The sequence below is a fragment of the Burkholderia sp. L27(2015) genome (assembly GCF_009765705.1).
In the GTDB taxonomy this organism is placed as follows: Bacteria; Pseudomonadota; Gammaproteobacteria; order Burkholderiales; family Burkholderiaceae; genus LMUX01.
This window is the reverse complement of the sequence record NZ_LMUX01000021.1, coordinates 1,663,871-1,689,952: the sequence shown is the minus strand read 5'-3', so window position 1 is coordinate 1,689,952 and position 26,082 is coordinate 1,663,871. Positions and strand designations below refer to the sequence as shown.

The following is a 26,082-nucleotide window of genomic DNA, read 5'->3' as shown; positions in this document are numbered from 1 at the left end:
GCGCTCGGCTGGCTTCTTGGCTGGATTGTGTTTCGCCTGCTTCGCAAGATCGACGACTATCAGGTCGAGGTTCTGCTTTCCATCGCGCTATGCATGGGCTCGTATGCGCTTGCCGACGCGATTCATATGTCAGGGCCGATTGCCGTGGTCGTCGCCGGACTGTTCCTGGGCAACAACGAACGAAACCTGATGATGTCCGAACAGACGCGAAAGTATCTAGGGACGTTCTGGCAACTGGTCGACGAGATTCTGAACAGCTTGCTGTTCCTGCTGATTGGGCTAGAAATTCTCGCGATCAAGGAGGCTGGAACCTATCTCGCGTTCGGATTGGTCGGTATTGCCTGCGTACTGATCGGTCGCGGCATCCGCGTCATGATCCCGATCGGGATCATGAGTTTCATTGTATCGTTTCCGAAAGGCACCATCACACTGCTGACATGGGGTGGCCTGAGGGGCGCCCTTTCAATCGCGCTGGCTTTTCTGCTAGCTCCAGGTCACGAACGCGAGTTGATCCTCACCACCACGTATATCGTCGTGATCTTCTCCATCCTGGTTCAGGGCCTGACGTTTGGTCTGCTTCTCAAAAGAATCGTTCCTCCAGCGCAGAACGGCTGACGGTCTGCAATTGGTTGGATGCATCCGCCCCAACCGACCGGCAAGATCCCGCCTACGCGTTTATTGAACCCCTACCGCGCAGATAACGCTTTAAACGCGAGGGAAAACAGACTCGGATTCGACCGACGAGCCCCGAAGGCCAGCCCTCGATTCTGCCTTTGCCTGACGAAGGATTTTGGAGGCAGAGGTTAACGCGAGCATTGACATGATTGCGGCGACAGCCAAATCCGGCCATCCTGCTCCAGTTCCGAACACACCCAGCGCGGCCAGAAGGACGGCAATATTCCCCAGTACATCATTGCGCGTGCAAAGCCATACGCTGCGCATGTTGCTATCACCGTCCCGGTAGGTGAACAGAAGCAGCGCAACAACACCGTTTGCGATCAAGGCACTCGAACCGACGATACCCATCGTTGGTACGCTGGGCACCACTTTTGAGGTGAGGTTCCAGATCGAGAGACTAACCACCCCAACGCCAAATGCCGCCATCGAAAACGCTTTGATCCGGGATGCGTTAGCGCGCGCGGTGACGCTCAAACCTATCACGAGAAGACTGATACCGTAGTTCGCGGCATCGCCCAGAAAATCTAATGAGTCTGCCAACAGTGACACGGAACCACCGCGCAAACCGGACATGATCTCGACGACAAACATGGAGAGGTTGATCACGAGGGCAACCCAGAGAATCTTCCGGTATCGCCCGTCACGCTGACCCGTCTGATCTTCACAGTGATTACAGCAGCCTCCAGCCATGGTCCGCTCCGACACAAGTTTGGTTAAAGATATATGCTGAACCCTGTAGCTACTACAGGGTCAAGCAATGGACGCCACCTATCCCATTGGAATGTTGAGCCGCCTGTCTGGCGTGAACATCGAAACAATCCGATATTACGAACGAGTAGAACTGCTGCCCGCGCCGGTGCGGGGCAATAATGGGTACAGGCGTTACAACGCCGCTGCCGTGCAGCGACTGGCGTTCGTACGCCGGGGCCGCGAACTCGGCTTTACGTTGGACGAAATTCGCAGGCTGCTGGAGCTGGCAGACCATCCAGAGCACCCCTGCGCGGGCGCGGACGAGATGGTGCTTGAGCATCTGACGGACATTGAAGGCAAGATTCGTGATCTCCGACGAATGCGTAAAGCGCTCCGTGAACTTGCGCTTTGTCGTAGCCAGACGGCCGCGCACTGCCGACTTGTACAAGCCCTTGGATCCAAGGGCATTGACTGACCCCAGGTGGCCTAAGGCGGACGCTTACGAATGACCGCTGCGCAACAGGGGCGACCGGAATCTTGCCGATCATCAAAATGAGACCGGTTTGCGCGAGCATTCGATGCGCCTCGCGATAACGTGCACAGCCAGCGTAATTAAGAGACCGGTCGCACTGCCGGCCGCTACGTTGATCAGACGCTCGCTAGCGAAAGTCCACGACTGCCCGGCAACCACGAATGCCATCGCGGCGCAGGCGCAACGCGTGCCGAATGCCATAACGTAGGGCCGAATGCAGACGAGTGTCAGCAACGCAGCGAGGATAACCAGGTCTCGCACGAAATAGTCGTGGGGGACCAACAACCCAACGAAGATACCGGCCGGTACGCCTACGATGGCCCCCGCGATACGATTCCAGAACTTGACTCGGGCGCTCGCCGCACTGCCCGTCACCACGCTCGCCGCTGACCAGATCATCCATTGTTCGTGCTCGATATGCCTCCACTCCACGAGCGCTGCTGCGAGGCCTACGGCGAGTGCTATTGCGATCGTCGTTTCGACGTACGGAACACGATCGCCACGCTCAGAACGCTTCGACCATTTCGCAAAGTGCGCTAAATATGAAACCTCTGGACGGCATTCGCGGTAATGATTGATCGAGGAAATCAGCAGAACCGGCAAGAAAGCAGTCAATACGAAGGGAAGAAGCTCGAACCCGCGATGAATGAGTGCCGACTGCCTTACTCCTTCGGCGCTCTCGCAGGCGAGGTAAAGCACTGGAATGAACGTATAGCTACCGAGTGAGCGCAATTCGCTTCCCCGTGTGGTCACCAAAATCGACCCCATTGCCACTAGGGCAGTGGCTATGACAAACAGTGGTGGATACGCAAGCGAGGCCATCAATACCAAGAAGCCCGCTCCGATGGTTATCCCGTGGGAAATAACCCCGAGCGGAGCGAGATGCGAGCGATCCACTGCGATAGCGGTCGACACCGTCACCAGCGAAACGAGCAACCACTTTGTCTGACCGGAAACCAGCGCGAGGACGATTAACGGGAAAAGGGCCGTCAACGTGCGAACAAGCGCCTTGCTATCGATAGCAGCCCCGATGCGCGACACGGCCGATCCGACAACCTCGTAACGACTTTTTTGCGTCGGCGAAGCGTCGGTTATACGGTCAACTGATTGTTCGTCGGACCTTGATTGGGACATCCCGGAACTCCTGCACTGAATCTTCGTACTCTGCTGCCGCCCTCTCGCGTGTGCGGACAGGTCGATGTACAAATCCGCGAGTTGACTCGATCCGATCGGTCGTTCCAGGTGAAAGGCGTACCGACCGACGCACTTTCCGGCCTGTCAGCGGCTGCGCAGTCGGGCCCTCATGCCCCTTCGTGGACCAGTGTCAGTCCGCGAGTGCCTGGATCACCTCCTCGGACTGACGCACCAGGCCGAGTCTCGGAAAAATGTAATTAACCGACGCGTGATGATGCTCAGCCGTGGCGCAACTCATTGCATCCTCGGCGAGCACGAGTGTGTAGCCAAGTTCATAGGCAGCTCGCGCCGTCGACTCCACACCGATATTCGTCGAAATTCCGCCGAGCACAATGGTCTTGATGCCACGGCGACGCAATTGCAGATCGAGTTCCGTGCCGTGAAATGCGTTCCACTGCCGCTTCGTGATCTTGAGATCATGCTCGGCGGCTTCGAGCGCTTCGGGGAAGTCCCACCACGTCGACGGAAGTCCGCCGGCAGGAAGCGCCGCGGGCTGGTCGACGGGTTGCTTCAGCGCGTCGCCGAAATCGTCGCTCCAGCCTACGCGCACCAGCGCGACTGGCGCACCGAGTTCCCGAAAGCGCTTCGCGAGCTTCGCTGAGGCCGTCAGCACGGACTCGGCGCTGCGAGGGGCCTTCCCAAAACCAAGGATGCCCTGTTGGAGGTCGATCAGAACGAGTGCCGTAGTTTTGGAGTCAAGTTTCTGCAACATCTTTTGCCTTCCGTTGAAGTTAGTGAGCCAAAGGTGTATTGTGAGGCTCGTCTCACATTTCTATTTTATGAGCATGTCCTCACAAAAGTCAACCGCAACATTGCGCGCCGAAAGCGGGCAAGCGAAAGCCCCACAGCGTGCACGCGGTCACGCACGGGTCGCAGCGCTGCTGGAGGCAGCGGGTACCGAATTCGCAGACAAGGGATACGACGCAGCAACCATGACGGCGATTGCCTCCCGCGCGGGCGCATCGATTGGCTCGCTGTATCAATTTTTTCCCACCAAGGACCGGATCGCGGGTGCGTTGCTCGAAAGCTATCTGAACATACTCGCAGAGACGTTCCACAAGCTGCGCGAGGCTGCGCCGTCTCTGGACGTATCGCTGCTTGCGAGCCGGTTGACGAGAACGTTCGTGAAGTTCCGCGCGACCCATCCGGCGTTTGCGGTCCTGGTCGAGACCTACAGCTACGCTCTGCCGCGCACCATGAGCATCCGCGAAAGTCTGCGTAGAGAGATCGAATCCGTGCTGGCTGAAGTGGCGCCGCACCTGGCGCCAGCAGAGATCGCCGTCCGTGCCGCCGTGATCCAGCAGATCATGAAGGCGGCCGTCGCGGTTAATGGCGATACCTCCATAGCCAGTCGTAAAGCTGTCATGGACGAACTGGAGGGCCTTATGCGTCATTACCTGCAGGACGCGATCCAACGTGCGAACCTGGATACCCTCACGTCTTCATAAGTCTCCACAGCGTGGTACGTCCAATCCCGAGCGCACGGCTCGCCGCGGCGCGGTTACCGCCGTGTTGTTCCAGAGCGCGTTGTACGTCGTCACGGGTTACGGCCACGGGCGGCGGACTAACGACATTGCCATTGGATACCGCCGCGACAGACGGTGCATGCATGCGTCCGAACTCCGGAAAAACGTCCCGCAGATCCTGCCACGCGCCGTTCGCGGCATCGCCCAGATAAATCGCCGCGCGCTATCCTCGTGCATCGGACGACCGTTGCGTACGCCGCGCATGCGGGGCTGTCCGTGAACATCGCAAAGCGGCCCATCGAGTAATCGCAATGAACGGCTGCTTGTGGTCGAATGCTGACCGACCGCAGTCAGCACCGCGCGACCCTAAGCTGATAGCGGAGCGGCAAGCAGACGTTGAGAGGCACCATCGGAATAGCATCTACCATGGTTTGGTAGAAACCTAGTTAGGCATCAGGTTCTTTTCACTGCTGGGGCGATTGAGGAAAGTGAGGAATTGCTTGATCAAAGCAAACCCACCGTTGCGCACTAGCGGTATATATGTCTAGCATGGGTTTAAAGTCAGAGGTGTCGTCTAGCGAGGGAAATCGGATAGAAGTGACTTGTGGATAAGCTGAGCTTTGCGTGAACAAGGGGGTTCCACAGTCAGGGCAAAAACTACGGGTTGTGAGGCCACCGCTGCTTGCAGGAACTGCATATGTTCTCGGCTTACCATAGATCTCAAGGTCGGCAGTCTTGACGATGATGCCTGACGCGAAAGGAGCGCCACTTGAGATCTGACAGTCTCTGCAATGGCAGTTGATCATGGCTACCGGCTCCCGCACACAAGCATAGCGAACCGATCCGCAGGCGCACCCGCCTGAAAATGGAATATTCATATTACGCTCTTCAATCGATAGCTAAATTAACCGCGAGTCTACAACTTTTTGTAATGGCCGCTTCTGGCCGGCTGCCGACCCACTTCGGCCCTCCGCTTTTCCCGGAAGCAGACTGCTGAGCCGCAGAAGCAACTTATGTCACTCCCGCGCATCGTGCTGAAAATCTCGCAGACAAAGAATCGCTTACTGCGGAAACGTGATCATGCTGGAGCGAGTTAGCGTGATGTTCCTAGTCACGCTGGCCGGCGCATTGGCGAGCATCCAGGCAGTCGAGAGCTCACCGAACGGCTCTTTGCTCGACATGCCATCGGTCGCCACCACTACCTTAAAGCCGCGCAACGCCGCCTCGCTCGCGGTGTACAACACCGCGCCGTGTGCCACCGTGCCGGCAATGATCACAGTCTGAATGCCCTTGGTCTTCAGTGCAGCTTCGAGATCGGTGTTGAGGAACTTGTCTACACCGGACTGCACGACCTTCTCATCACCCTTAGCTGCGATGGCCGGCGGCACCGCCGCCAGTGTGCCCGTGCTGGTCAGGCTGTAGACGGTCATCAGGTTCGCCTGGCGCGCCTTGCCCAACAAGTTGGCGATATACGGCAGTGAAGCCACGCAGGTCGGGCGTTCCTTCGTGTTGCAAGTGCTGGTGTCGAAATCGAGCAGCAGTAGCGCGGTATGAGCAGGATCGGTCACAGTGACGGTCTTCAAAGCCGGCGGCGGCGGCATTTGAACCGACTTCCAAGACTCAATTATGTCGGCTTGTGCCACGCCACAAAGGGGTAAGGCAAGCACCAGGGCGCACAACACGCTTCGAACGTTACGCATAGCTTCTCCAAAATAAGCTTTCATTAGACGGGTCGCCCACGGCGCGTGCGCTACGGCTCGCACGCTCGACCATGCCCGGGGCCAAATGATTCTACCGGCTAAACCCTTCAGACACATGATGGGCCGAAGCCGATCGTTCTCCATGGCAGCGGCTACGCAACCCGTTAGTCATCGCTCTATTAGTCACTCCGACGCACTTCGCTCGTGGCCGCGTACTGCCCGACGCGGTGGACGCTTGCCGACCCTTGACGCACGAACGTCGCCTCGGCCGCCGGACGGCTGCTTCCGATATTCAGCGGCCATTTGATCGGCGAATTCGCCTGTTCGAGCTTTTTCGAAAGTGGTCTTTTTGAACGGATGCTTTCGATAAATCATGGCTTTGAAAGCAATTTGTAATATCTGCGTTCTATACGTTGGTTAAACGCCAACGGAGCAAGAAAATGGGCAAGTTCAGCGACTACGAGTACAGGACTCAACCCTGGTTCGATATGAATACCTTCGAGGGCGCGAACCAGGCCATCCCGATGAAGACACTTGTGATCTACTGCTTTGACCCTCGGGCGGTCGAAATCCCACAGGCCGTTGCCGAGTATTTTGGGGACGAGGTCTACCCGGGAGAAATCATCACCGACGAAAATGGCACTCGAGTTGGATCCACGCGAACACTGTTTACCGCGACCAACGCGGGTGGACGCGCCGCCTTTGCCCTACAGTCCGTGGCGGCTATGGATTATATATTTGATGTCAAAAACGTCGTCGTAGTTCACCACTCGTTCTGCGGTACGACGACCCTGACGCCGGAGCTGTTGGTCGAGGAGTTTCGTGATCATCATCACGCTAATATCTCGACGTTGTTTGATCACGATAGCCTCGCCATCATGGATTTCGAGGACTCGCTCAACTATGACATCAAGTTGCTTCGTTCGAGCCCGGCAGTGCCGAAGCACATCAAGCTCTACGGCTTCTTCTACGAAATCAGTTCCGGCAAGTTGACCGAGGTGGTGCGGGACATTCCTGCATAGATCGCGGTGTGAACATCTGCTACCAACCCGCTGCATGAAGGCATATCGGGCGTCAGGACGCCCGATATGCCCTTGGTGACAAGGGATGTCCGCGATGGCCGGCATGCGCATGCATAATCGGCCAGTGCGCTACACGTCGGTCGTGCACGTTTGGCCATGACGGTATATCGGCAACGAAACGCATAACCTGGGACACGGCACTCGATGGCCGCAGCCGGTTGGCGTCATTCGTGTCTACGCCGGCTGACCCCCGGCGAGCGACCGGGCTGACCCCGTGCGATACTTGCCGATCCTCTCACCCATATGTCAACGACCGTCATGACCGCCCTTTCTGCGTCCATCGGCTTTAACTTCAACCCGCTCGACCGCTGCTCCGACAAGCGGAACGACCACGCCTTCATCGAGCATCTACGCAGCGACCCGGCCGCGCGCTTTCTCGTCTTCGACGGCGACGTCCCCTTGCTCAAGCGCGGCCGCGAGCATGACCCATGGTTCGTCGCCAGCGAGACCGCTGCCTTCGGCCAGCCGCTTCTTAGCGTCTTCCTCGGGGAAGACACGGACGGCAGTGGACGCTTCGCGCTCGCCATCGAGCTCAAACCTGCGCTCAACCTTGCGCCAGAGGACCCATCGCCAAGCACCGGTTATGACCGCATCGACCTTCGCTCGCTCGCGCTGCAAGACCTCGTCGCTGCGGGAGCGCTCGGAACACTGGCCGAGGCGAAGTCGATGCTCGACTGGCATCGTCGCCACTCCTTCTGTGCAAACTGCGGCTCTGCAAGCCGCGTCACGATGGCCGGCTGGCAACGCATCTGCGATGTTTGCGGCGCACGCCATTTCCCGCGGGTGGATCCAGTCGTGATCATGCTGGTGATAGACGGCGAACGGTGTCTGCTCGGACGCCAGCGCCATTTCGCCCCTGGAATGTACTCGGCGCTGGCTGGTTTCGTTGAACCGGGCGAGACCGCGGAAGACGCCGTGCGCCGCGAAGTGATGGAGGAGGCTCGCGTGAAGTGCGCACAGGTTGTCTACTTCGCGTCGCAGCCGTGGCCGTTTCCTTCATCGCTGATGATCGGCTGCTTTGCGCAGGCGAGCGATACCGACATCGTTGTCGATACGGACGAACTCGAAGACGCCCGCTGGTTCTCGCGCCAGGAGGTTGCGACGATGTTCGCGGGAACGCATGCGCACGGGCTGTCGACGCCCAAGCCGTTCGCCATTGCCCATCATTTGCTGCAGGCGTACGTCGAGAAGGGTGGCTCGGTATTGCTCGGCTGAGCGCCACATATCTCCGATATGGGTTCCGAAGTGCAGTCGACCGGTTCTCCCGGACGGCGTCATCGTCCCGGTCGGGCGAGCCTGCTACTGCGCGTTACTAACCCTCGGCGCAATAAGCGGCAACTGATCCGGCGGCACGCCTCGATAGAGCGATGAATTCTCCCGCGCCGTTTCCTGGAGAACGACCATTACGTCGGCCGCTTGCAAGCCAACGCGAGTGTCGAGGTTGCGCTGGATTTGCTCAATCATGTCGCGCTTCATTGAATCGGGACGACCTGTGCTAATCCAGATTTGAACCAGCACGAAGTCGCGGGTCCTCGGCGCCGCGGCGTAATTTGGGAACGTGGAATCAATAATGAAATCGTCGTCCGCGTACTCTTGAATTCTCTGAAAGCGGTCATTGCTTGGGTAACCCGCGAAAGAAAGCGCATCTTGGATACAGTCAGCAATAAGCCGTTTTTCCGCCGGGGTACGGCCTTTGTACAAAGATATGGTCTGAATAGGCATCGTGGTCCTCTAATGCTAGATGAGACGCAGATTTCGGCCGGCGCGCTCGAAAACGCCCAGCGCAAAGTCAATATCGTGATCCGTGTGTGCTGCAGATGTCTGGATGCGCAGGCGAGCCGTGCCCTCGGGCACGACTGGAAACGCCAAAGCTGGAGCGTAGACGCCTCCTTGCTCAAGCAACTGTGAGAACACGTGTGCCCCCTCGGCATCTCCAATCAGCACTGGCGTAATAGGGCTTTCGCTGTGGGCCGTCTTAAATCCGAGTTGCTCAACGCCGCCGCGAAATCTCGCAGCAACGTAGCGCATGCGTTCCAGCGACTCCAGGTCCGAGCGCGCCAGCGAAACAGCGGCCGCCGCAGCGGCTGCCGCTGCCGGACTTATCGAGCTGCTGAAAATCGCCAGGCGTGCTTTTCCTTTGAGTTCCTCGATGCGCTCATTGCTCGCACAGATATATCCGCCACCAACGGCACCAAATGCCTTCGACAGCGTCCCTGTGACATAGTCGATTTTGTCCATGCAATCGTGAAGCTCGGCGCTGCCTCTGCCTGTGTTTCCAACCACCCCCGCCGCGTGACTCTCATCGAGGGCGAACAGGGTGTTGGAACGGGTCGTTGCATCGAGAAATTGCGGCAGCGGCGCAGTGTATCCTTCCATGCTAAAAACGCCATCGGTAATGAACAGCTTGCGTTGCTGCGATTCGCCTGAAGACGATTGCTCTAGTGCCTGCAAAAAACTCACAACGCTACGGTGTTTCACTCTCACGACGCGCGCCCGACTTAATCTACACCCGTCGATGATGCTCGCGTGGTTCAACTCATCGCTGAAAATCAAATCGCCAGCAGTTGTAACGGTGTCGAGCAGAGCGAGATTGGCCGCTGTGCAGGAACTAAAGATCATCGCCGCCTCGGTCTGATGAAACTCGGCCAAAGCTTCTTCAAGTCGCCGATGCGCATGCGTGGTTGCAAGCGGAGGGTTCATCCCGGTGCCGGCGCCATATTGCCGTAAGCCCTGATGAAACGCGGCCAAAACAACGGGGTGGTTAGCCAAACCACGATAGTTGTTAGAACCGAGTACGACAATCTTCTTGCCATCTATCTGGGCACACCCCGATACGGGACTTTGTATCACTCTCAACGACATGAAATTTTCAACCTCCGGCGCTAAACGGTGCGCCTATCCGTTCAGTTAAGCCGCCCGAATTTGCGGGGGCGTCCAAACTCAATTCATGGGCACCCTGACTTGCCCAGCCCATCTGCTGCGCAAGCAGGGTCGGAAAATCTCCCTATTGTCGTTAGAAAATCTAATTTATCTACAGTGTGGCAACATAGACATCTCACGCGCTATGTGGCAGATTTTTTTGATCACATGGTGAAATGGTAATGGCGATAGCGGCCATCATGGGTTATCGTTTCTAAATGTTTAGGGTTAGAAAAACTTATCTATGGAAAAGAGATTTCCGCCTTTGAATGGGCTCCGTGCATTTGAGGCAGCAGCGCGTAACCTGTCGCTCAAGCTGGCAGCGGACGAACTGTGCGTGACTCCTGCAGCTGTCAGTCAACTGGTGAAAGGTCTCGAGACCTATCTTGGAGTCGCGCTGTTCACGCGTGCCAACCGGGGCATTCACTTGACCCAGGCGGGTGTCGAATATTTCCCTGCGATTCGAAACGCGTTCAAACAGATTGGCGATGCAACTCGCAGCACCGCCAAGATTGCGGAAACGGGATCGCTCTCGATAAGCGTGACACCGTCGTTCGCCTCTCACTGGTTAATTCCTCGCCTCCAAAGTTTTCGCGATAAACACCGAGACATCAACCTTCGGCTGATGACGGGTAAGGAACCTGTAGACTTCAGCCGCAACGTGATGGACGTAGCGATCCGCCATGGCACCGGGCAGCACGGGACGTTCTACTGCGAGCGGCTATGTGCGGTGGATCTAATTCCGGTCGCAAGTCCGACCTTGATCGCGCGCTTTGGCATGCCCAAAGCGGCTTCGGAGCTGACACGCTGGCCTCATTTACACGAGGTCGAGCGGATGAACTGGCATCTTTGGTTTCAGTCGCAATCTGTACAAAGTATGGGTCTGCCAAGCGGAACTGCGTTCGATGACTGCGGCATGATGCTGACGGCGGCTATTGCGGGACAAGGAGCTGGCCTCGTGCCTGCAGCAATGGCAGCGCCCGCCCTCGATGACAAGAGGCTAGTCAAGCTTTGGGATTTTGGCTGGCCGGAGGACTACGCCTATCACTTGGTCTTACCCGATGAAGTCTATGGGCCCCTAGTGGGTGCTTTTCGCGAATGGATAATCGGCGAGATTGCCAACTCATAGAAACAGCAACGTCTGCAGGTCGAAGAAAATCACCGGACACGCTATCCAAAAACCCGAGCCCATGCCGCCCGAAGGCGACGCGCGCGGTTTTCGAAGAGATATGAGGCAGCCAGCGTCAGGAGACCTGAAACAGCACCCGTCACGATGTGCTCGACATAAGGGATGCGGTAGTGACTCGCGTGCGCGTAACCGTCGCCTACCGTCGTCAGCAAGCCGACGACAAGCGCATTGCCGTATCGATGCGCGTAGAGCTTCGCCGCAGGCGTGAAGGTCAAAAGTACGGCCAGGAGTCCGGTGAGCAGACCGGTATGGAATGCAATCGTCCAGTGGGCAAGGCTCATGACATTGCCCCAGCTCCCCGGCATGCAGGTCATGCACGCGCTGGTCGGCTGCCAGAAACGCAGGATAAACAGCTTGGCGCGGCGCTTCCACTCGGTTGACATGATGTGTTCCCATCAATGCCGTTGTCACGGCCGACGCCACCATTCGTTTCGTTGGAGCGGTTTCCCGGCCCTTTAACCAGCTTGCCTTCCTCGTCATGGACGCGTCTCAAGACGCGTACGATCCACCATCCGTGCAGCGTGCTTGATCGTATGTTCGAGCGTACACGCCCACAGTCCGTGCGTGTTGCATGAAGTTGTGAATATGGGCCCCGCTGTTCACTATCTAACGAAGCCCGGTGGCTGTGTCTGTCGTTATTTCTTATCCGGCAGATTGACCTCGCCAGTGTATTTGGGAAGATGAATTTCCACGTCAGGGTTTTTCTGCAGCCCGAGTTCCATTAGTTTCTTGAGATTGTGCTGCGCCGCCGGACGCTGAACCGAGGTGATGAATGCGCTGCACTCCGCGCCGACTTCCTTGTCGGAAGGCAGCGTGGAAGCATTGACCATTTGCTTGATATCGGCGAGAGACTGTTTGTCGAAGCTGGCGATTCGGCGCGCCAACGTGTCTACGAATTTGTCCAGTTCGGCATCCGGCACGGCGCGATTGACATAGCCGTAGCGCTCGGCGATGTCACCGGGGAAGTCGTTGCCACTGAGCAGAATTTCCAGGGCTCGGCCCCGGCCGATCATGTGCGGGAGGCGTGCTATCGGGCCGCCGCCCGGCGTGAAGCCCGCGCCGATTTCGAATTGCGACAGCACCGCTTTTTCACGGCTGGCAAAGCGCATGTCACACGCGAGGCAAAGTTCGCTGCCAACGCCAGTAGCCCGGCCGCGTATCTCGGCAATCGTCACCACAGGAGAACGGGTCAGGCGGACAAGAATATCGGGCAGCGGGGGCAAGCCGGTAGAGCCGGCAGGCATGCTGATGGTGGTCTCGAGGGGCGGAATGAAATCGTAGTGAGTCAGAAAAAATCCGGGCACTGCACTCTCGAATACGACGACCGTAACCTTTGGATCGTTCTCTATCTCGGTCACGACGCTATTGAGCATCGGAATGGATTCTGGACCGAAGATATTGAACGGTGGGTGGTCAATGCTGACGCGCCAGTATTCTGGGCTGACGTGAGTAATCTTGAATTCTTGCTTCGCGCTGGTCATTATGCGTCCTCCGTGTAAAACACAAACATTGTGATGAACTACATTTGGAGGACGTTGTGTCGCGGCAGCTGCGAACTTCATTTAACCATTAAAGCACGCGTTGTAACCGGCGTCAAAACGCTCTTCCGGGTTGGGCCTTGCTCGCCCTTTCCACCCAATCCCTTCGGCCTCGCCAGTTTGGGGTCCGGTCCGGTCCTGTCCTGTACCACGGCGCGCTCTTTCCGGCCAACGATCGCGATTCCCGGGACTGACGTCGTTGCTGGGAGGCCCTAATTGACGCTCGCTCTCTAGGCTGGCGTGCCCTCATCAGTGGGGCTTGGGCCGCTCCCGCCGCTCCCGCCGCCCCCGCCTCCCGGTGTCCCGCCGTCGTGCTTGCCGTGATCGTCCTCGCCGTCGCGATCGTGATGAGGCATCTTGTGCGACACCTCATCGAGCTTGTCGCCCAGGAGTCCCCGTACGACCACATAGAACACCGGGATCAGCAGCAGACCGAAGAACGTCGCGAACAGCATGCCGCCGATCACGCCGGTGCCAATTTCGTGACGCGAAGCTGCGCCTGCGCCCGATGAGGTAACCAGCGGAAACACGCCGAGAATAAAGGCCATCGAGGTCATCAGGATCGGACGCAGTCTGAGCCGCGCCGCGGTCAGGACGGCGTCGCGCAGCGTCATGCCACGCTGCTGACCCTCCACCGCGAACTCGACGATCAGGATTGCATTTTTCGCCGCTAGACCGATCACGGTCACAAGCCCGATCTTGAAGTAGATATCGTTAGGAACTCCGAACGAAAGACAGAACACCAGCATGCCGAGCATGCCCAGCGGCACGACGAGCAGCACCGCAGCTGGAATAGACCAGCTTTCATACAGCGCGGCAAGACACAGGAACACTACCACGATCGACAGCATCAGCAGCGTCACCGCCGACGAGCCTGACAGCAGCTCCTGGAACGACTGCCCGGTCCAGTCGGCCGCGAAGCCCACCGGCAATTGGTGGTCGACGATGTTCTGCAGCACATCGATCGCCTGTCCGGTCGCGTAGCCCGCGGCGGGGTTGCCGACGATCTCGATCGCCGAGTAGCCGTTGTAGCGCGGCAGCACCGTCGGCCCGAAGGCCCACTTGGCATTTACCACGCTGGAAAGCGGCACCATGTTGTAGGGGCTGATCGACGTGTTCGCGGGCGACGGGTCGACGGGCGTCGTGAAGCCGTTCGACGTGCTCGCGCTGCTCGATGACGACTGGTTCGCGATCGCGCTGATGCTGGTACCGGCGCTGGTACTGGTGCCGTTTGTGAATAGGCTCGGCGTATACAGGTGCTGGAACGCGTCGAGCCCCATCCGGTACGGCGCGTCCGCCTGGATATAGACGCGCTTCACGCGCCCGCCGTAAGTGAACTGGTCGATGTAAAACGGCGCGAGCTCCGTCGCGAGCGTAGCGTAGACATCCGTGAGCGACAGGCCCATCGCTTGGGCCTGGGTCCGGTCCACCGCGATGGCCAGTTGCGGCGCGCTCGGCAGCGAGTTGGGGCGAATCCCGAACAGCACTGGGCTCTTCGTCGCAGCCGCGAGCAGCGTGCGCGTGGCCTGCGCAAGCTCGTCGCGCGACTGGCCCTCACGTGCCTGCAGATACATGTCGATGCCGCCGAACTGGCTGAGCCCGCGGATAGTCGGCAGATTCACCGCAAAGATCTGCGCATCGGGAATGCTATGAAGAATCTGGTTGATCTGCGGGATCAGCTTCATCGCGGTGTCATGGCGCTTGTTCCAGTCTGCCAGTTTGATGAATGACATGCCGACGTTTTCGCTCGTGCCGACAAAGCTGAAGCCTTCTGGCTGGAAAATGCCCACGATCTCCTTGCCGATCGCACTCTGCGAGAGCTTGTCGCGTACCTCGGCCATCACGTGATCGGTGCGCTGCAGCGTCGAGCCCGGCGGCAGATTGATGAGTGCGAGCACGAAGCCCTGGTCTTCGTCGGGCACGAAGCTGGTCGGCAGCTTCGTGTACAGGAACCCCGTCAGCACCACGACGAGCACAAACACCACCATCCAGCGCGGCGCGTGGCTCACGGCCCGGCCGGCATGGCCGAGATACTTTTTCGTCGTCCAGTCGAAACTACGGTCGAACCAGCGGTAGACCGCGTTCTTCTGCGTCGCGTGTTCAGGCCTCAGGATCGCCGCGCACAGCGAAGGCGTAAACGACATGGCGAGGAACGCGGAGAATCCCATCGATACCGCGATCGTCAGCGCGAACTGCGCGTAGATGATGCCGGTCGCGCCCGGCTGCAGCGCGGACGGTATGAAGACGGCGGACAGCACCACCGTGATTGCGATGATGGCGCCGGTGATCTGGCCCATTGCCTTGCGTGTCGCCGCCCTTGGCTCTAAATGCTCCTCGGTCATGATGCGTTCGACGTTTTCGATCACGACGATCGCATCGTCGACCACGATGCCAATCGCAAGCACCATGCCGAACAGCGTCAACTGGTTGAGCGTGTAGTGCAGCGCCGATAGGCCAATGAAGGTCCCGAGCAACGCGACCGGAATCACGAGCGTCGGGATGATCGTGGCCCGCAGATTCTGCAGGAAGATCAGCATCACGAAAAACACCAGCACGATCGCCTCGACGAGCGTGCGGATCACGTCGAGGATCGACGCGGTGATAAACGGCGTGGTGTCGTATGGCACGCTCCACGTGACGCCCTCCGGCAAGTCCCGGGCTAGCGTCGCCATCTCGGCTTTTACCGCCTTCGCAACTGAAAGCGCATTCGCACCCGGCAGCAGGAAAATCGCCATACCCCCGGCCGCCTTGCCGTTATAGACCGGCGCCACGCCATACGTCTGCGAGCCGAACGAAATGTGCGCCACGTCGCTTAGCTTGACGGTGGTGCCGTTGCCGTTCGCGACGACAATGATGTCCTCAAACTGCTTGAGCGTCGAAAAGAGGCTGTCGCCCGTCACGGTCGCCGTAAATACTTGCCCCTTCACGGCCGGATCCGCGCCTAGCGAGCCGGCGGCGAACTGCGCGTTCTGCGCGGTCACGGCATTGACCACCTGAGTCGTCGACAACCCATAGCTCTGCAGCTTGTCGGGGTCGAGCCAGATGCGCATCGCGTACTCCGAGCCAAGCAGCGTGGTGTTGCCGACTCCGTTCACACGGCCGAGGTTAGGCTGGATCTGTGACGCGAGAATATCGCTCAGACGCCCTGCATCGATCGACGGATTGTCCGACTGCAGCGCGACGAACATCAAAATGTCCGGGCTCGCCTTCGCCACCACGACCCCTTGCTGCGTGACCTGCGAAGGCAGCAGCGGCTCGGCGAGCGTGACCTTGTTCTGCACCTGCACCTGGGCGATGTCCGGGTTGGTGCCCGTCGCGAACGTGAGGATGATCTGCGTCTGGCCATTCGAGCTCGAGTTCGAACTGAAATACAGCAGATTGTCGATGCCCGTGAGCTCTTGCTCGATCACCTGGGTCACCGTCGATTCCATCGTCTGCGCGCTCGCGCCCGGGTACTGGGCAGTGACGGTCACTTCCGGCGGGGCAATGTCCGGATACGAATCAATACCCATGCCGTGCACCGAGATGATGCCGAACAGTGAGATCAGGATCGCGATGACCCAGGCGAAGACGGGGCGGTTAATGAAGAAGCTCGGCATGAGCGCTCTCCTACTGCGCCGTGCCGGCCGAAGCCGGTGACGCAGCGGAAACCGGCGCAACCGCGGGGCCCGATGACGACGCTGCAGGCACCGCCGGCGCTGCAGGCGCTGTGTAAGCAGCCGCTACCGTCGACGCACCCGAGGCCGACGCACCGGACGCCGCCGCAGGCGGCTGCCACGCGACGGCCTTCGCCGGTGCCCCTTCCCGCACCATCTGCACACCCGTCACAACGACTTGGTCGCCGTCTGCCAACCCGCGCGTGACGACCCAGTTGTTGCCTAGGCTATTGGGCGCCTCGACGTCCTTGCGCGCCACCTTGCCGTCCGCGCCCACCACCAGCACGTATGCGCCCACCGTGTCGCGCTGCACTGCCTGCTGAGGAATCAGAAAAACATTGTTCTGCTGGCCGAAATTGACGCTCAGCGTCACATACATGCCGGGCAGCAGACGCCGCTGCGGGTTCCCAACGAGCGCACGCAGATTGATCGAGCCGGTCGCCGCATTCACCGTCACATCGGAGAAATCGAGCGTGCCCGCAGTGCCGTACGCAGTACGATTGGGCAGCCCAATCTGCACCGTGGTCTTGTTCTGCTGCTGCAGGTTGACCGAGCCATTGATCTGGGACTGCTGCAGGGTCGCCAGATCGGCCGAACTGATGGTGAAGTTCACGTACATCGGGTCGAGCTGCTGGACCGTCGTCAGCAGCGTGCCGCTGCCACCCGTGTCGGACGTGCTGCTGCCGACTACCGCGCCCGCCGTCACCTGTTGTTGTCCTGCGATGCCGCTGATCGGTGCCGTCACGCGCGTGTAGTTGAGCGAGACCCGCGCGCTCTCGACGGTTGCCTCGTCGGCCTTGACCTTGGCTGCCGCGCTGCGCTCGGCGGCATTGGAATTGTCGACGGTCTGCTGCGAGACCGAACCGACCGGCAGCAGTTTGCGGTTGCGCACCGCCGTGATGTGGTCGTTGACGTAGGTGGCCTGATCCTCGGCCAGCAACGCGAGATCGTTATTGAGCTGCGCGCGGTAAAAGACCGGATCGATCTCGAACAGGAGTTGCCCCGCGCGCACTGGCGTGCCTTCCGCGTAGGTGCGCCGCAGCAGCACGCCGGACACGCGGGCCGTTACATTCGCGCTGTAGTAAGCCGACAGCCGGCCGACGAACTGACGCTCGAGTGGCACCGACTGCATTTGCGCCCTCACCACCGCAACCTGCGGCGGTGGAGGCGGCGGCACACTTTTCGAGCAGGCGGCCAGTACGATCAGGCAAAGGTAAGACAGCGACGCGCGCCGAGGACGTGACTTCATGAGAACTCCGTTCTTGCTTGAGGCCGGCACACGCGAACGCCGCGCAATGCCACATCGTATGGAACAGCATGTCAGTCAGTCGGCGGACTGCGTTGCAGCAGGCCGTACCGGTGCTTGCAAGGTGGGCGCTAAGGTACCCGATGAAGCGGCGGCCGGCACCGACGCGACCTCCGCGTCATCGCGCTGCCAGCCGCCGCCAAGATTCTTGACGAGCAGCACGTTACTCTCGGCGAGCAGCGCCTGCGTGTCGCGCAGACTCTGCTCCGCCTGGATCAATGTCAGCCGTTGCGTCAGCAAGTTCTGCTGGCTGACTGCCCCGGCATCGAACTGTGCCTGTTCGCTCGCGAACAGGCGGCTGTTGCTGTCGTACACGCTCGCGAACGCGCTGGCTTGCGAGCGCAGGTGATTCATCGACGACAGGCTGTCCTCCACGCTCTGGAACGCCGTCAGCACTGTATTGCGGTAGTTCGCGACGTCTTCGTCGTAGGTGGCACGCGCTCCGTGCACCGCGGCCGTGCGTGCGCCGGCGTCGAAAATCGTTTCCGCGAGATCGGGGCCGAGCGTCCAGTAGCGGCTCGGCAGTGTGAACAGATGCGCCAACGTGTTGTGCGCGAAACCGCCCTCGGCCGAGAGCGTCAGCGACGGATAGAACGCCGCTTCGGCGACGCCGATGCCCTCGTTGGCCGCCGCCGCCGTGCGCTCGGCACTCACCACGTCGTAGCGCCGCTCGAGCAATTGGGAAGGCAGCGCCGACGGCACGACAGGCGAACTGAAGCGATAGTCCGGATCGTGGGCGATGGAAAATGACGCCGGCGGCGTGCCGGTCAGCACGGCAATCGCGTGCTCAGCCTGCTCGCGTGTCGTTTCGGTCGCCTGCAGGTCGGCGATCACAATCTCGAGCGTCTGCTGCGCGTTAAGCACGTCGTCGTTGGACGCAAGTCCTTCTGTGAAGCCGATTTGCGTCATCACGAGAATCCGGCTGTCGATATCCTGCTGCTCCTTCAGCGCTTGAATGTCGAAGTCGGCCTGGCGCAACTGGAAGTAGTCGGTCGCGACACTGGCCGCGATCGAGATGCGTTCGCCGGCAAGCTGCGCATCCGACGACTGGGCGTTCGCCTTCGCTTGCTCGATCTGGCGTCTTATCTGCCCCCATAAGTCGAGTTCCCAACTCACACTCGCGGAAGCAAGCACGCTGTTGCCCACGCCGGTGCCGGCCGACGCGGCACCGGAACTCCCCTGGAGCACTCCGACGTTGCCGCCGGAACGCGCACCGGACACGCCAGCCTTGACGATCGGAAACAGGCCCGCGCGATTCTCCTCCACGGTTGCGAGCGCGACGCGGTAGGCGGCTTCAGCCGCTGCGATCGATTGGTTTGCCTGCAAGGCCTGCGCGACGAGACCATTGAGCGTGTCGTCGCCATACATGCGCCACCACGTGCTTGAGATCGCAGCCTGCGGATTCGCCTCGGCGCGCTGCCAGTCGACGCCTTCCTTGAACCCTGCCGGAACCTGGATCTCGGGCTTGCGATAGTCGGGGCCGACCATACACGCCGCAAGGGACGTAGCGACGACGAGCGCGACGCCGCCCTGCACCGCGCGCCGCGATCGAGAGCGTGTAGCTTTTTCGCAAGCGAGCGGGAGGGTCCGCGAATCTCTGGTCAAGCGTGTACTCCTGTTTTGTCGGATCAGCAGTCCAGTCCGGCAACGAGACGACACGTAGTTTGTATATTTAAGTACCTTAAAAAAAAATTACAAGCTCCATCGTGGCTACAGACAGCGCCTGCTGCCGACCGGCGATCTATTCCGCGTAGTAACATCTGCTGTTTCTGCCATCACAGCCCCGTGTGCTGCCTTCACTCATGTCGACCCCCTCCAGCCAGGAAACCCTGAGCATTCCCGAAGCGCTCGGCCGTGCTTATGCGTACTGGAATGCCGGCCAGGCTGATCAGGCCGAACAGTTGTGCCAGCGCGTGCTGGCCGCCTGGCCGGGCCAAGCCGATGCGCTGCACCTGCTTGGACTGATGGCGCACGCGTACGGCAATCTCGATCTCGCGATTGCGCACCTGCGCCGGGCCTGCATGGCGCCGCGCGCGCCCGCCGTCTATTCCAGCAATCTCGCCGAAATGTGTCGCCAGAAGGGCCTGCTCGCCGAAGGCGAGGAGGCCGCGCGGCGCGCCGTGTCCATGGACCCGGCGCTGGTGTCCGGCTGGAACAACCTCGGCATCCTGCTACAGGAGGCGGGCAAGTTCGAAGAAAGCCTCGCCTGCCTCGAACGCGTGATTGCGTTCCAGCCCGATTCGGCGCAGGCGCATAACAACCTCGCCAATACATCCCGACGCCTGGGCCGCATGGACCGCGCCGAACGGCATTACCGTCAGGCGCTGGCCCTGGATCCCTTATACGCCGAGGCGCATAGCAATCTGGCATTCCTGCTCTCATCCCAGGGCAGCTACGACGAGGCGGCAGCCGCCGCGCTGCAGGCCATCGAACTCAGTCCGCGTCTTGTCGATGCGTATCTGAACCTGGCCGAGGTGGAGATATCACGCCACCACCACGACGCTGCCCTGCGTGCACTCGACATGCTGCAGGCATTCGCGCCGCGGCATCCGGCAGCACTGGTCGCCCGCGCGAAGGCGCTTAAACAGATCGAGCGCCTCGACGAGGCGCTCGCCTTCGCCCGCGAAGCGGTGTCGCTGACGCCGAACAGCGCCGAGGCGCGCAACACGCTCGCCATGGTGCTCCAAGCCCTTGGGCAGACTGACGAAGCGCTTGATCAGTTCGAACAGGCTGCTCAGCTCCCCGGCACAGTGGCTGAGGAAGCGTTGGTCGGGCGTGCGACGCTATTGATGGAAGCCGGCCGCAAGGACGAGGCACGGGCGGCCTTCGACCAGGCGCTCGCGGCGTTTCCCGGTTCGATACGGGTGCTGACCGGCCGTGCTGATGCGCGGACCTTCAAGGCCGGCGACTCCGACATCGCAGCGCTCGAAGCGTGCCTTGCCGAAGGCGAGCGTCGCTCGCTCCACGACCGGATCTCGGTCCACTTCTCGCTCGGCAAGGCGTACCTCGATATTCAGGACCCGGCGCTGGCCTTCCACCACTTCGACACAGGCAACCGCCTGAAACGGGCAAGCTTTACCTACGATTCAGGCGTGACCGGACGATGGATGGAGCGCATCGCCGAATCCTTCACGCCCGAGCTGTTGGCTCGAACGCACGGCACGGGCGATCTGTCGGAGCTGCCGGTATTCATCGTCGGCATGCCGCGCTCGGGCACCACGCTCATCGAGCAAATCGTATCGTCGCACCCGCAGGTGACGGGTGCTGGCGAGCTGTCTGCGCTGCGCCTCGTGGTCGACGGCAACGGTCTGTTTCCGGCTGGGATGCTGGGGATGACGGCCGAAGACGCTACCCAGCGTTGGCTGCAACTCGGACGCGACTACCTCTCGCGCATCGCGCCACTGGCGCAGGCAAGCACACGCCTGGTCGACAAGATGCCCGGCAATTTCATGTACGCCGGATTGATTCCACTGATCCTGCCGGGCGCGCGCATCATCCATGCGCGGCGCGACCCAGTAGATACCTGTCTGTCGTGCTATACGAAGCTCTTCGGCGGCGAACAGCAATTCACGTACAACCAGACTGAACTGGGTGAGTTCTACGGGCACTACCAGAAGCTCATGGCGCATTGGGCTCGGGTGCTACCCGCCGAGCGTTTCATCGAAGTCGATTACGAGGCCGTCGTGGACGATCTCGAGGGTGAGGCACGACGTCTCATCGATTTCCTCGGCCTGCCCTGGGACGATGCCTGCGTCAGGTTTCACGAGAACCGGCGGGTGGTGCGCACCGCGAGCGTCAACCAGGTGCGCCAGCCGATCTATCAAACCTCGAAGGGCCGCTGGCAGGCTTACGCCGATCATCTTGGCCCCCTGCTCGCCGCGCTCGGGATCGACGCGCCTTGATGTCCAACAGCATGCCCGATGTCCCCGCCATCGAGCGCCAAGTCCAGCCGCTGATTGCGGCCGCACGCTTCGAGCAGGCCGAGGCGCTGCTGCGCATGCATCTGGCCTCGGGCAGCGGGCCGCTCGCGTTGTGGAAACTGCTTGCGGCGGCGATCCGTCCGCAAGGACGCATCGCGGAAACACGCGCCATCCAGGAGATGCTGGTAGCGCACGCGCCTGGCGATTTCTCGACGCGGTTCGACCTGTCGGAAACGTTGTTGCTGCTGGGCGAGTTCGATCGCGGCTGGCGCGAATATCACTACCGGTACAGCCTCGCGCACACGACGGGCATCGAGCGCAAGGTGCAGCGGCCACGCTGGGACGGCCGAGCCATTGCTGGCAAGACCCTGCTCATTCATGACGAACAGGGCTTCGGCGACACATTCCAGTTCATGCGCATGGTGCCCTGGGCCAAAGCGCGCAGCGGGGCGCGCGTAATTCTAGAGGTGAACGCGCAAACGCTGTCGCTTGCACAACGCAGCGAAGGCTTCGACGAAATTGTGGTGCGCGGCAGCCTGCCGCCCGCATTCGACGTTCACTGCGAAATGATGAACCTGCCGATGGCGATGGGCCTGAAGCTGACCGATCTGCCCGGCGCGATGCCCTACCTGTCGGCCGATCCACAGCGCGTCGCGAAATGGCGGCAGCGGCTCGCGGATCTGCCGCGCCCGCTCGTCGCGCTGGTGTGGGCCGGGCGGCCGACTCATTTCAACGACGTGAACCGCTCGTTGACACTGGCCCAACTCGCACCGTTGGCGCGACCCGACGTGACGTTCCTGTCGATCCAGAAAGGACCCGCCGAGGTTCAGGCCGGCGACCCACCGGCGGGGATGTCGCTCGTGTCGTTGAGCGATGAAATCAGCGATTTCGAGGATACCGCTGCGATTCTCAGCATCGCCGATCTTCTGATCTCGGTGGATTCCGCGCCGGTTCATCTGGCCGGTGCGCTGGGGCGCCCGGTGTGGGTCATGCTGCCGTTCGTGCCGGACTGGCGCTGGCTGCTCGAGCGTCACGACACACCGTGGTACCCCGCGACACGGCTGTTCCGTCAGGCGTCGCGTGGCGATTGGGGCAGCGTGATGGCCGCGATGGCGGCAGAACTACCTGCAAAAGGGCAATCCTAGACCGACTCGTCCTGTAGTGGCGGCCTGACCGGTTTGTGCGCAACCAGCGTCGACAGCACGATCGCCGTCGAGGTCCTGCCGTATGTGTTCAGTGCATCAACAATGCGCTGCAAATGCTGTACGTCGGTCGCCAGCACGCGCAGCACCGCGCAATCGTCGCCTGTCACCGTATGACATTCGACGATCTCAGGGCACTCCCGCACAAACGCTTCATACGGCCGCCCCGCTTGCGTCTGCACACGGACCATTGCGGTGATCGTGTAACCGAGTTTCGCCGGATCGACCCACGCGCGATAGCCTGCGATCACGCCCTGCGCCTCCAGTCGCTTGATTCGCTCAGACACAGCAGGCTGGCTGAGGTGTACGCGCCGCCCAATTTCCGCATGAGATACGCGCGCGTCCTGCTGCAAAAGCTCCAGGATTTTTCGGTCGTGATGGTCAACTTTGGTATTCATTGGAAAACCCCGATAAATCCGATCAACGATAGTGTTTTCTCGAAAAACCCCGTTGAATGCCTATTAGAAAACGCGTAATAGCGCGATATATTATAAGTTAATCTAACTATTTCGCGGTGTCGATATGCATCTGAAAATCTGGCTACTTTTCATCGCAACGACGGGTCTCGTCTGCCTGACACCCGGCGTCGCAGCCCTCCTCGTGGTCGCCCAAGGCATTTCCAAGGGAGTGCGCCGCAGCTACTGGGCCATCGCTGGCATCGCGCTCGCCAATGCGATTTACTTCGCCTTGTCGGCGACCGGCCTCGCGGCTCTGGTCGTCGCGAGCCACACCGTGTTCAATGCGGTGAAATGGGCCGGCGTGGCTTATCTCGTGTATCTCGGCATTCGGGCGCTATTCAACCGGTCGAGCGCGCTGACCATCAAACCGGCAGGAGGCGCGCCAGTTAGTGGCCCGCGCGCGTTGAGCCAGGGCCTGATGATTGAGTTGTCCAACCCGAAAGCACTGCTCTTTTTCGTCGCGCTGCTGCCGCAGTTCGTTGACGTGCACCGGCCGATCTGGTTTCAAATGCTGATCTTCGGCATGACCACCGTGGTGCTCGACCTCGGCTCGTATTCGTTCTATGCGTGGCTCGGCGCGAAGAGCCAGGGGGTTGCTACCAATCGTAGATGGGCCAATGCCGCGGGCCGGGCAACCGGCATCGTATTGATCGCCGCAGGAGCGCTGACCGCATTCGCCAAAGCCTGACGCCGCATACGATATCAACAACGCGCATCAAGGTGATGCGGCTCCAGTATGCGGTTTTGTATTCGACGGCGACGGGGCGGCCGCTCTATGAGAAGCTAGGTTGGGGGCCCACGACCGAAATGGCTAAGGTCCTGCGCGGCGCTCAGTAAGGGAATCGCGATTGCGGGATCACGCACCGTGCTAATTGGAAACGCAGGCCGACGCTCGCAAAGGCGTCGAAGCATTCTTGCGGAAGCGCACGCCCGTCTTTCCCGGCGTAGCATAAGCAATCAACCAGCGACGGAGACAAAAGACATGACTTTCTCAGCCCTATATTTGCAAAAGGATGAGCACAGCTTCTCTGCCGACGTGACTGAACTTGACGACCAGACGCTAGACGAGAATTCGCTGGCGACTGGCGAGGTGCTTGTTCGTATCGCTCATTCAACGCTTAACTACAAAGATGCCCTCGCGATTACGAACCGCGGCCCGGTCGTGCGCGGATGGCCGATGGTAGCCGGGGTCGATGGCGCGGGCGAAGTCATCGCATCGACCGACTCACGCTGGAGCGTTGGCGATACGGTGCTCGTCAACGGGTGGGGCCTTGGTGAAACGCATTGGGGTTGTCTGGCGGAGAAAGCGCGCCTCAAAGCCGATTGGCTGATCGCGGTGCCGCGGGAATTCTCCACGGCAGAAACGATGGCGATCGGCACGGCGGGTTATACGGCCATGTTGTCCTGTCTCGCCGTGGAGACCGCCGGCGTCAAGCCCGGCGACGGCGAAATACTCGTGACCGGCGCGAGCGGCGGTGTAGGCAGCGTCGCGGTGTCGATATTGAGCAGTTGGGGATACACCGTTGTCGCGTCGACGGGCAAGCCGGAGCAGGCAGAGTTCCTGAAGCGTCTCGGCGCGGCGAGCATTGTTGATCGAGAGAGCATTTCGGCGCCTGGTAAGCCTTTGCAAAAGGAACGCTGGGCCGCGGTTATCGATTCGGTCGGTTCTCACACACTGGCCAACGCCTGCGCGCAAATGAAATACGGTGGCGTAGTGACGGCGTGTGGCCTCGCTCAAGGCATGGATTTTCCGGCGAGCGTCGCGCCGTTTATCCTGCGCGGGGTGAGGCTGTTGGGCATCGACTCGGTCATGTGTCCAATCGAGCGTCGGCAGGCCGCGTGGGATCGACTTGCGAGCGATCTCGATCGAGGCAAGCTAGCAGAACTCACCCGCGTGATTGCGTTGCGCGATGTGCCCGCGGCGGCCGCGCAGTTGATGGCTGGCAAGCTGAGCGGTCGGACTGTGGTCGATATTCGTCTGGGTACGTGATCGAGCCATTGGGACACTACATAAGTCCGATTGCGAGTGCTTGCGTATCCATTGGCCGCTATCGATCAAACCCCACTACTCACGGTTAAGACATGCATCACATCATTTTCCGAACGGCGCTACTTGAGGACCTACCTGCAATTGTTGCATTGTTGGTGGACGATGAGCTTGGCAGCCAACGAGAGACCGTTAGCTCACCCTTGGACGAAAGGTATGTTGCCGCTTTTAAAGCAATAGAAGCTGACCGGAACCAGCGTCTCGTAGTCGCCATAGATGGAGAAGCAGTGATTGGCACACTGCAAATTTCGTTCATACCAGGGGTCGCTCGAAGGGGCGCGTGGCGCGGGCAGATCGAAGCGGTTCGAATCGCTGCGCCCTTCCGTAGCACGGGGATAGGCCAGCAGCTGTTCGAATGGGCGATCTCCGAGTGCAGATTACGCGGTTGCAAATTAGTCCAACTGACAACGGACAAGGCCCGCCCTGACGCGCACCGTTTCTATGAAAAACTTGGCTTCGTTGCGAGCCATGAGGGCTACAAGCTCATCTTGTAGCTAGCGTGATC

24 protein-coding genes and 1 pseudogene are annotated in these 26,082 nt (G+C 60.2%); 11 read left to right on the top strand and 14 right to left on the bottom strand.

Features of this window, described 5'->3' with window-relative positions:
* The coding region (locus tag GSQ77_RS25950) for a cation:proton antiporter (RefSeq protein ID WP_174246496.1) at positions 1 to 615 on the top strand (615 nt) is incomplete at its 5' end.
* A 90-nt stretch (positions 616 to 705) separates the two neighbouring features.
* On the opposite strand, the gene GSQ77_RS25945 is transcribed toward GSQ77_RS25950, so the two are convergent.
* Positions 706 to 1,368: a cation transporter gene (locus GSQ77_RS25945; RefSeq protein WP_158906189.1), complete on the bottom strand. Its 663-nt coding sequence runs from the start codon at positions 1,366 to 1,368 to the stop codon at positions 706 to 708.
* A gap of 67 nt (positions 1,369 to 1,435) precedes the next feature.
* On the opposite strand from GSQ77_RS25945, the gene GSQ77_RS25940 reads away from it, so the two are divergent.
* On the top strand, positions 1,436 to 1,843 hold the full coding sequence (locus GSQ77_RS25940) for a helix-turn-helix domain-containing protein (protein WP_158906187.1): 408 nt from the start codon (positions 1,436 to 1,438) through the stop codon (positions 1,841 to 1,843).
* Between the two features lie 72 nt (positions 1,844 to 1,915).
* Here GSQ77_RS25940 and GSQ77_RS25935 read toward each other — a convergent pair whose 3' ends face one another.
* Positions 1,916 to 3,034, bottom strand: a complete 1,119-nt coding sequence (locus GSQ77_RS25935) for an FUSC family protein (RefSeq protein WP_158906185.1) — start codon at positions 3,032 to 3,034, stop codon at positions 1,916 to 1,918.
* A gap of 190 nt (positions 3,035 to 3,224) precedes the next feature.
* Entirely contained in the window at positions 3,225 to 3,806 is a 582-nt protein-coding gene (locus tag GSQ77_RS25930) for a hydrolase (RefSeq protein WP_158906183.1), read from the bottom strand.
* 73 nt (positions 3,807 to 3,879) lie between these two features.
* On the opposite strand from GSQ77_RS25930, the gene GSQ77_RS25925 reads away from it, so the two are divergent.
* The gene (locus GSQ77_RS25925) at positions 3,880 to 4,542 is read left to right on the top strand and encodes a TetR/AcrR family transcriptional regulator (protein ID WP_158906181.1); all 663 of its coding nucleotides are present in this window, start codon (positions 3,880 to 3,882) and stop codon (positions 4,540 to 4,542) included.
* Here the strand turns inward: GSQ77_RS25925 and GSQ77_RS25920 are convergent.
* The 3 genes and pseudogenes from GSQ77_RS25920 to GSQ77_RS25910 all read right to left on the bottom strand — a co-directional run.
* Positions 4,529 to 4,654: pseudogene (locus tag GSQ77_RS25920) on the bottom strand (helix-turn-helix domain-containing protein); the annotation flags it as partial. The gene GSQ77_RS25925 and the pseudogene GSQ77_RS25920 sit on opposite strands and share 14 nt — an antisense overlap.
* A gap of 370 nt (positions 4,655 to 5,024) precedes the next feature.
* Positions 5,025 to 5,366 carry a GFA family protein gene (locus GSQ77_RS30030; protein WP_367889699.1) on the bottom strand — a complete coding sequence of 114 codons (342 nt, stop codon included), beginning with the start codon at positions 5,364 to 5,366 and terminating at the stop codon, positions 5,025 to 5,027.
* Between the two features lie 255 nt (positions 5,367 to 5,621).
* The gene (locus GSQ77_RS25910; protein ID WP_158906177.1) at positions 5,622 to 6,260 is read right to left on the bottom strand and encodes a cysteine hydrolase family protein; all 639 of its coding nucleotides are present in this window, start codon (positions 6,258 to 6,260) and stop codon (positions 5,622 to 5,624) included.
* A gap of 440 nt (positions 6,261 to 6,700) precedes the next feature.
* Between GSQ77_RS25910 and GSQ77_RS25905 the strand changes: the two genes are divergently transcribed.
* Together GSQ77_RS25905 and nudC are read left to right on the top strand one after the other, a co-directional pair.
* Complete coding sequence (locus GSQ77_RS25905; RefSeq protein WP_158906175.1) at positions 6,701 to 7,282, top strand: carbonic anhydrase; 582 nt, start codon at positions 6,701 to 6,703, stop codon at positions 7,280 to 7,282.
* Positions 7,283 to 7,600: 318 nt separating this feature from the next.
* Positions 7,601 to 8,557, top strand: a complete 957-nt coding sequence (nudC, locus tag GSQ77_RS25900) for an NAD(+) diphosphatase (RefSeq protein WP_174246495.1) — start codon at positions 7,601 to 7,603, stop codon at positions 8,555 to 8,557.
* An 84-nt stretch (positions 8,558 to 8,641) separates the two neighbouring features.
* Here the strand turns inward: nudC and GSQ77_RS25895 are convergent, their stop codons facing one another.
* On the bottom strand, positions 8,642 to 9,064 hold the full coding sequence (locus GSQ77_RS25895; protein WP_158906171.1) for a tautomerase family protein: 423 nt from the start codon (positions 9,062 to 9,064) through the stop codon (positions 8,642 to 8,644).
* Between the two features lie 15 nt (positions 9,065 to 9,079).
* On the bottom strand, positions 9,080 to 10,204 hold the full coding sequence (locus tag GSQ77_RS25890; protein ID WP_158906169.1) for an aminotransferase class I/II-fold pyridoxal phosphate-dependent enzyme: 1,125 nt from the start codon (positions 10,202 to 10,204) through the stop codon (positions 9,080 to 9,082).
* A 301-nt stretch (positions 10,205 to 10,505) separates the two neighbouring features.
* On the opposite strand from GSQ77_RS25890, the gene GSQ77_RS25885 reads away from it, so the two are divergent.
* The gene (locus GSQ77_RS25885; protein ID WP_158906167.1) at positions 10,506 to 11,390 is read left to right on the top strand and encodes a LysR substrate-binding domain-containing protein; all 885 of its coding nucleotides are present in this window, start codon (positions 10,506 to 10,508) and stop codon (positions 11,388 to 11,390) included.
* A 41-nt stretch (positions 11,391 to 11,431) separates the two neighbouring features.
* On the opposite strand, the gene GSQ77_RS25880 is transcribed toward GSQ77_RS25885, so the two are convergent.
* From GSQ77_RS25880 to GSQ77_RS25860, 5 genes are all read right to left on the bottom strand, one after another.
* A complete protein-coding gene (locus tag GSQ77_RS25880; RefSeq protein ID WP_158906165.1) occupies positions 11,432 to 11,833 on the bottom strand; it encodes a hypothetical protein in 402 nt (133 codons plus the stop codon).
* 252 nt (positions 11,834 to 12,085) lie between these two features.
* On the bottom strand, positions 12,086 to 12,931 hold the full coding sequence (locus GSQ77_RS25875) for an enoyl-CoA hydratase/isomerase family protein (RefSeq protein ID WP_158906163.1): 846 nt from the start codon (positions 12,929 to 12,931) through the stop codon (positions 12,086 to 12,088).
* 287 nt (positions 12,932 to 13,218) lie between these two features.
* Positions 13,219 to 16,587: an efflux RND transporter permease subunit gene (locus tag GSQ77_RS25870; RefSeq protein ID WP_158906161.1), complete on the bottom strand. Its 3,369-nt coding sequence runs from the start codon at positions 16,585 to 16,587 to the stop codon at positions 13,219 to 13,221.
* A 10-nt stretch (positions 16,588 to 16,597) separates the two neighbouring features.
* Positions 16,598 to 17,893 carry an efflux RND transporter periplasmic adaptor subunit gene (locus GSQ77_RS25865; protein WP_158906159.1) on the bottom strand — a complete coding sequence of 432 codons (1,296 nt, stop codon included), beginning with the start codon at positions 17,891 to 17,893 and terminating at the stop codon, positions 16,598 to 16,600.
* A 75-nt stretch (positions 17,894 to 17,968) separates the two neighbouring features.
* Positions 17,969 to 19,555: an efflux transporter outer membrane subunit gene (locus GSQ77_RS25860; RefSeq protein WP_254067792.1), complete on the bottom strand. Its 1,587-nt coding sequence runs from the start codon at positions 19,553 to 19,555 to the stop codon at positions 17,969 to 17,971.
* Positions 19,556 to 19,752: 197 nt separating this feature from the next.
* On the opposite strand from GSQ77_RS25860, the gene GSQ77_RS25855 reads away from it, so the two are divergent.
* Entirely contained in the window at positions 19,753 to 21,852 is a 2,100-nt protein-coding gene (locus GSQ77_RS25855) for a tetratricopeptide repeat-containing sulfotransferase family protein (RefSeq protein ID WP_158906157.1), read from the top strand.
* Positions 21,849 to 23,015 (top strand): glycosyltransferase family 9 protein, encoded by a 1,167-nt coding sequence (locus GSQ77_RS25850; RefSeq protein WP_158906155.1) that lies wholly within the window; start codon positions 21,849 to 21,851, stop codon positions 23,013 to 23,015. Before GSQ77_RS25855 ends, GSQ77_RS25850 begins: the two co-directional genes overlap by 4 nt.
* On the opposite strand, the gene GSQ77_RS25845 is transcribed toward GSQ77_RS25850, so the two are convergent.
* On the bottom strand, positions 23,012 to 23,470 hold the full coding sequence (locus tag GSQ77_RS25845; RefSeq protein WP_158906153.1) for an Lrp/AsnC family transcriptional regulator: 459 nt from the start codon (positions 23,468 to 23,470) through the stop codon (positions 23,012 to 23,014). The two genes, GSQ77_RS25850 and GSQ77_RS25845, sit on opposite strands and share 4 nt — an antisense overlap.
* Positions 23,471 to 23,594: 124 nt before the next feature.
* Here GSQ77_RS25845 and GSQ77_RS29225 point away from each other — a divergent pair, with 124 nt between their 5' ends.
* The 3 genes from GSQ77_RS29225 (at position 23,595) to GSQ77_RS25830 (ending at position 26,071) form a co-directional block, all read left to right on the top strand.
* Positions 23,595 to 24,218 carry a LysE family translocator gene (locus GSQ77_RS29225; protein WP_174246494.1) on the top strand — a complete coding sequence of 208 codons (624 nt, stop codon included), beginning with the start codon at positions 23,595 to 23,597 and terminating at the stop codon, positions 24,216 to 24,218.
* A gap of 294 nt (positions 24,219 to 24,512) precedes the next feature.
* Positions 24,513 to 25,520: an MDR family oxidoreductase gene (locus tag GSQ77_RS25835; protein WP_158906149.1), complete on the top strand. Its 1,008-nt coding sequence runs from the start codon at positions 24,513 to 24,515 to the stop codon at positions 25,518 to 25,520.
* Between the two features lie 92 nt (positions 25,521 to 25,612).
* Complete coding sequence (locus GSQ77_RS25830) at positions 25,613 to 26,071, top strand: GNAT family N-acetyltransferase (RefSeq protein ID WP_158906147.1); 459 nt, start codon at positions 25,613 to 25,615, stop codon at positions 26,069 to 26,071.
* Positions 26,072 to 26,082 lie beyond the last annotated feature (11 nt).

Coding starts and splice junctions, on each gene's coding strand:
- GSQ77_RS25945 (WP_158906189.1), bottom strand. CDS start 1,368: ATGGCTGGAGGCTGCTGTAATCACTGTGAAGATCAGACGGGTCAGCGT.
- GSQ77_RS25940 (WP_158906187.1), top strand. CDS start 1,436: ATGGACGCCACCTATCCCATTGGAATGTTGAGCCGCCTGTCTGGCGTG.
- GSQ77_RS25935 (WP_158906185.1), bottom strand. CDS start 3,034: ATGTCCCAATCAAGGTCCGACGAACAATCAGTTGACCGTATAACCGAC.
- GSQ77_RS25930 (WP_158906183.1), bottom strand. CDS start 3,806: ATGTTGCAGAAACTTGACTCCAAAACTACGGCACTCGTTCTGATCGAC.
- GSQ77_RS25925 (WP_158906181.1), top strand. CDS start 3,880: ATGTCCTCACAAAAGTCAACCGCAACATTGCGCGCCGAAAGCGGGCAA.
- GSQ77_RS30030 (WP_367889699.1), bottom strand. CDS start 5,366: ATGATCAACTGCCATTGCAGAGACTGTCAGATCTCAAGTGGCGCTCCT.
- GSQ77_RS25910 (WP_158906177.1), bottom strand. CDS start 6,260: ATGCGTAACGTTCGAAGCGTGTTGTGCGCCCTGGTGCTTGCCTTACCC.
- GSQ77_RS25905 (WP_158906175.1), top strand. CDS start 6,701: ATGGGCAAGTTCAGCGACTACGAGTACAGGACTCAACCCTGGTTCGAT.
- nudC (WP_174246495.1), top strand. CDS start 7,601: ATGACCGCCCTTTCTGCGTCCATCGGCTTTAACTTCAACCCGCTCGAC.
- GSQ77_RS25895 (WP_158906171.1), bottom strand. CDS start 9,064: ATGCCTATTCAGACCATATCTTTGTACAAAGGCCGTACCCCGGCGGAA.
- GSQ77_RS25890 (WP_158906169.1), bottom strand. CDS start 10,204: ATGTCGTTGAGAGTGATACAAAGTCCCGTATCGGGGTGTGCCCAGATA.
- GSQ77_RS25885 (WP_158906167.1), top strand. CDS start 10,506: ATGGAAAAGAGATTTCCGCCTTTGAATGGGCTCCGTGCATTTGAGGCA.
- GSQ77_RS25880 (WP_158906165.1), bottom strand. CDS start 11,833: ATGTCAACCGAGTGGAAGCGCCGCGCCAAGCTGTTTATCCTGCGTTTC.
- GSQ77_RS25875 (WP_158906163.1), bottom strand. CDS start 12,931: ATGACCAGCGCGAAGCAAGAATTCAAGATTACTCACGTCAGCCCAGAA.
- GSQ77_RS25870 (WP_158906161.1), bottom strand. CDS start 16,587: ATGCCGAGCTTCTTCATTAACCGCCCCGTCTTCGCCTGGGTCATCGCG.
- GSQ77_RS25865 (WP_158906159.1), bottom strand. CDS start 17,893: ATGAAGTCACGTCCTCGGCGCGCGTCGCTGTCTTACCTTTGCCTGATC.
- GSQ77_RS25855 (WP_158906157.1), top strand. CDS start 19,753: ATGTCGACCCCCTCCAGCCAGGAAACCCTGAGCATTCCCGAAGCGCTC.
- GSQ77_RS25845 (WP_158906153.1), bottom strand. CDS start 23,470: ATGAATACCAAAGTTGACCATCACGACCGAAAAATCCTGGAGCTTTTG.
- GSQ77_RS29225 (WP_174246494.1), top strand. CDS start 23,595: ATGCATCTGAAAATCTGGCTACTTTTCATCGCAACGACGGGTCTCGTC.
- GSQ77_RS25835 (WP_158906149.1), top strand. CDS start 24,513: ATGACTTTCTCAGCCCTATATTTGCAAAAGGATGAGCACAGCTTCTCT.
- GSQ77_RS25830 (WP_158906147.1), top strand. CDS start 25,613: ATGCATCACATCATTTTCCGAACGGCGCTACTTGAGGACCTACCTGCA.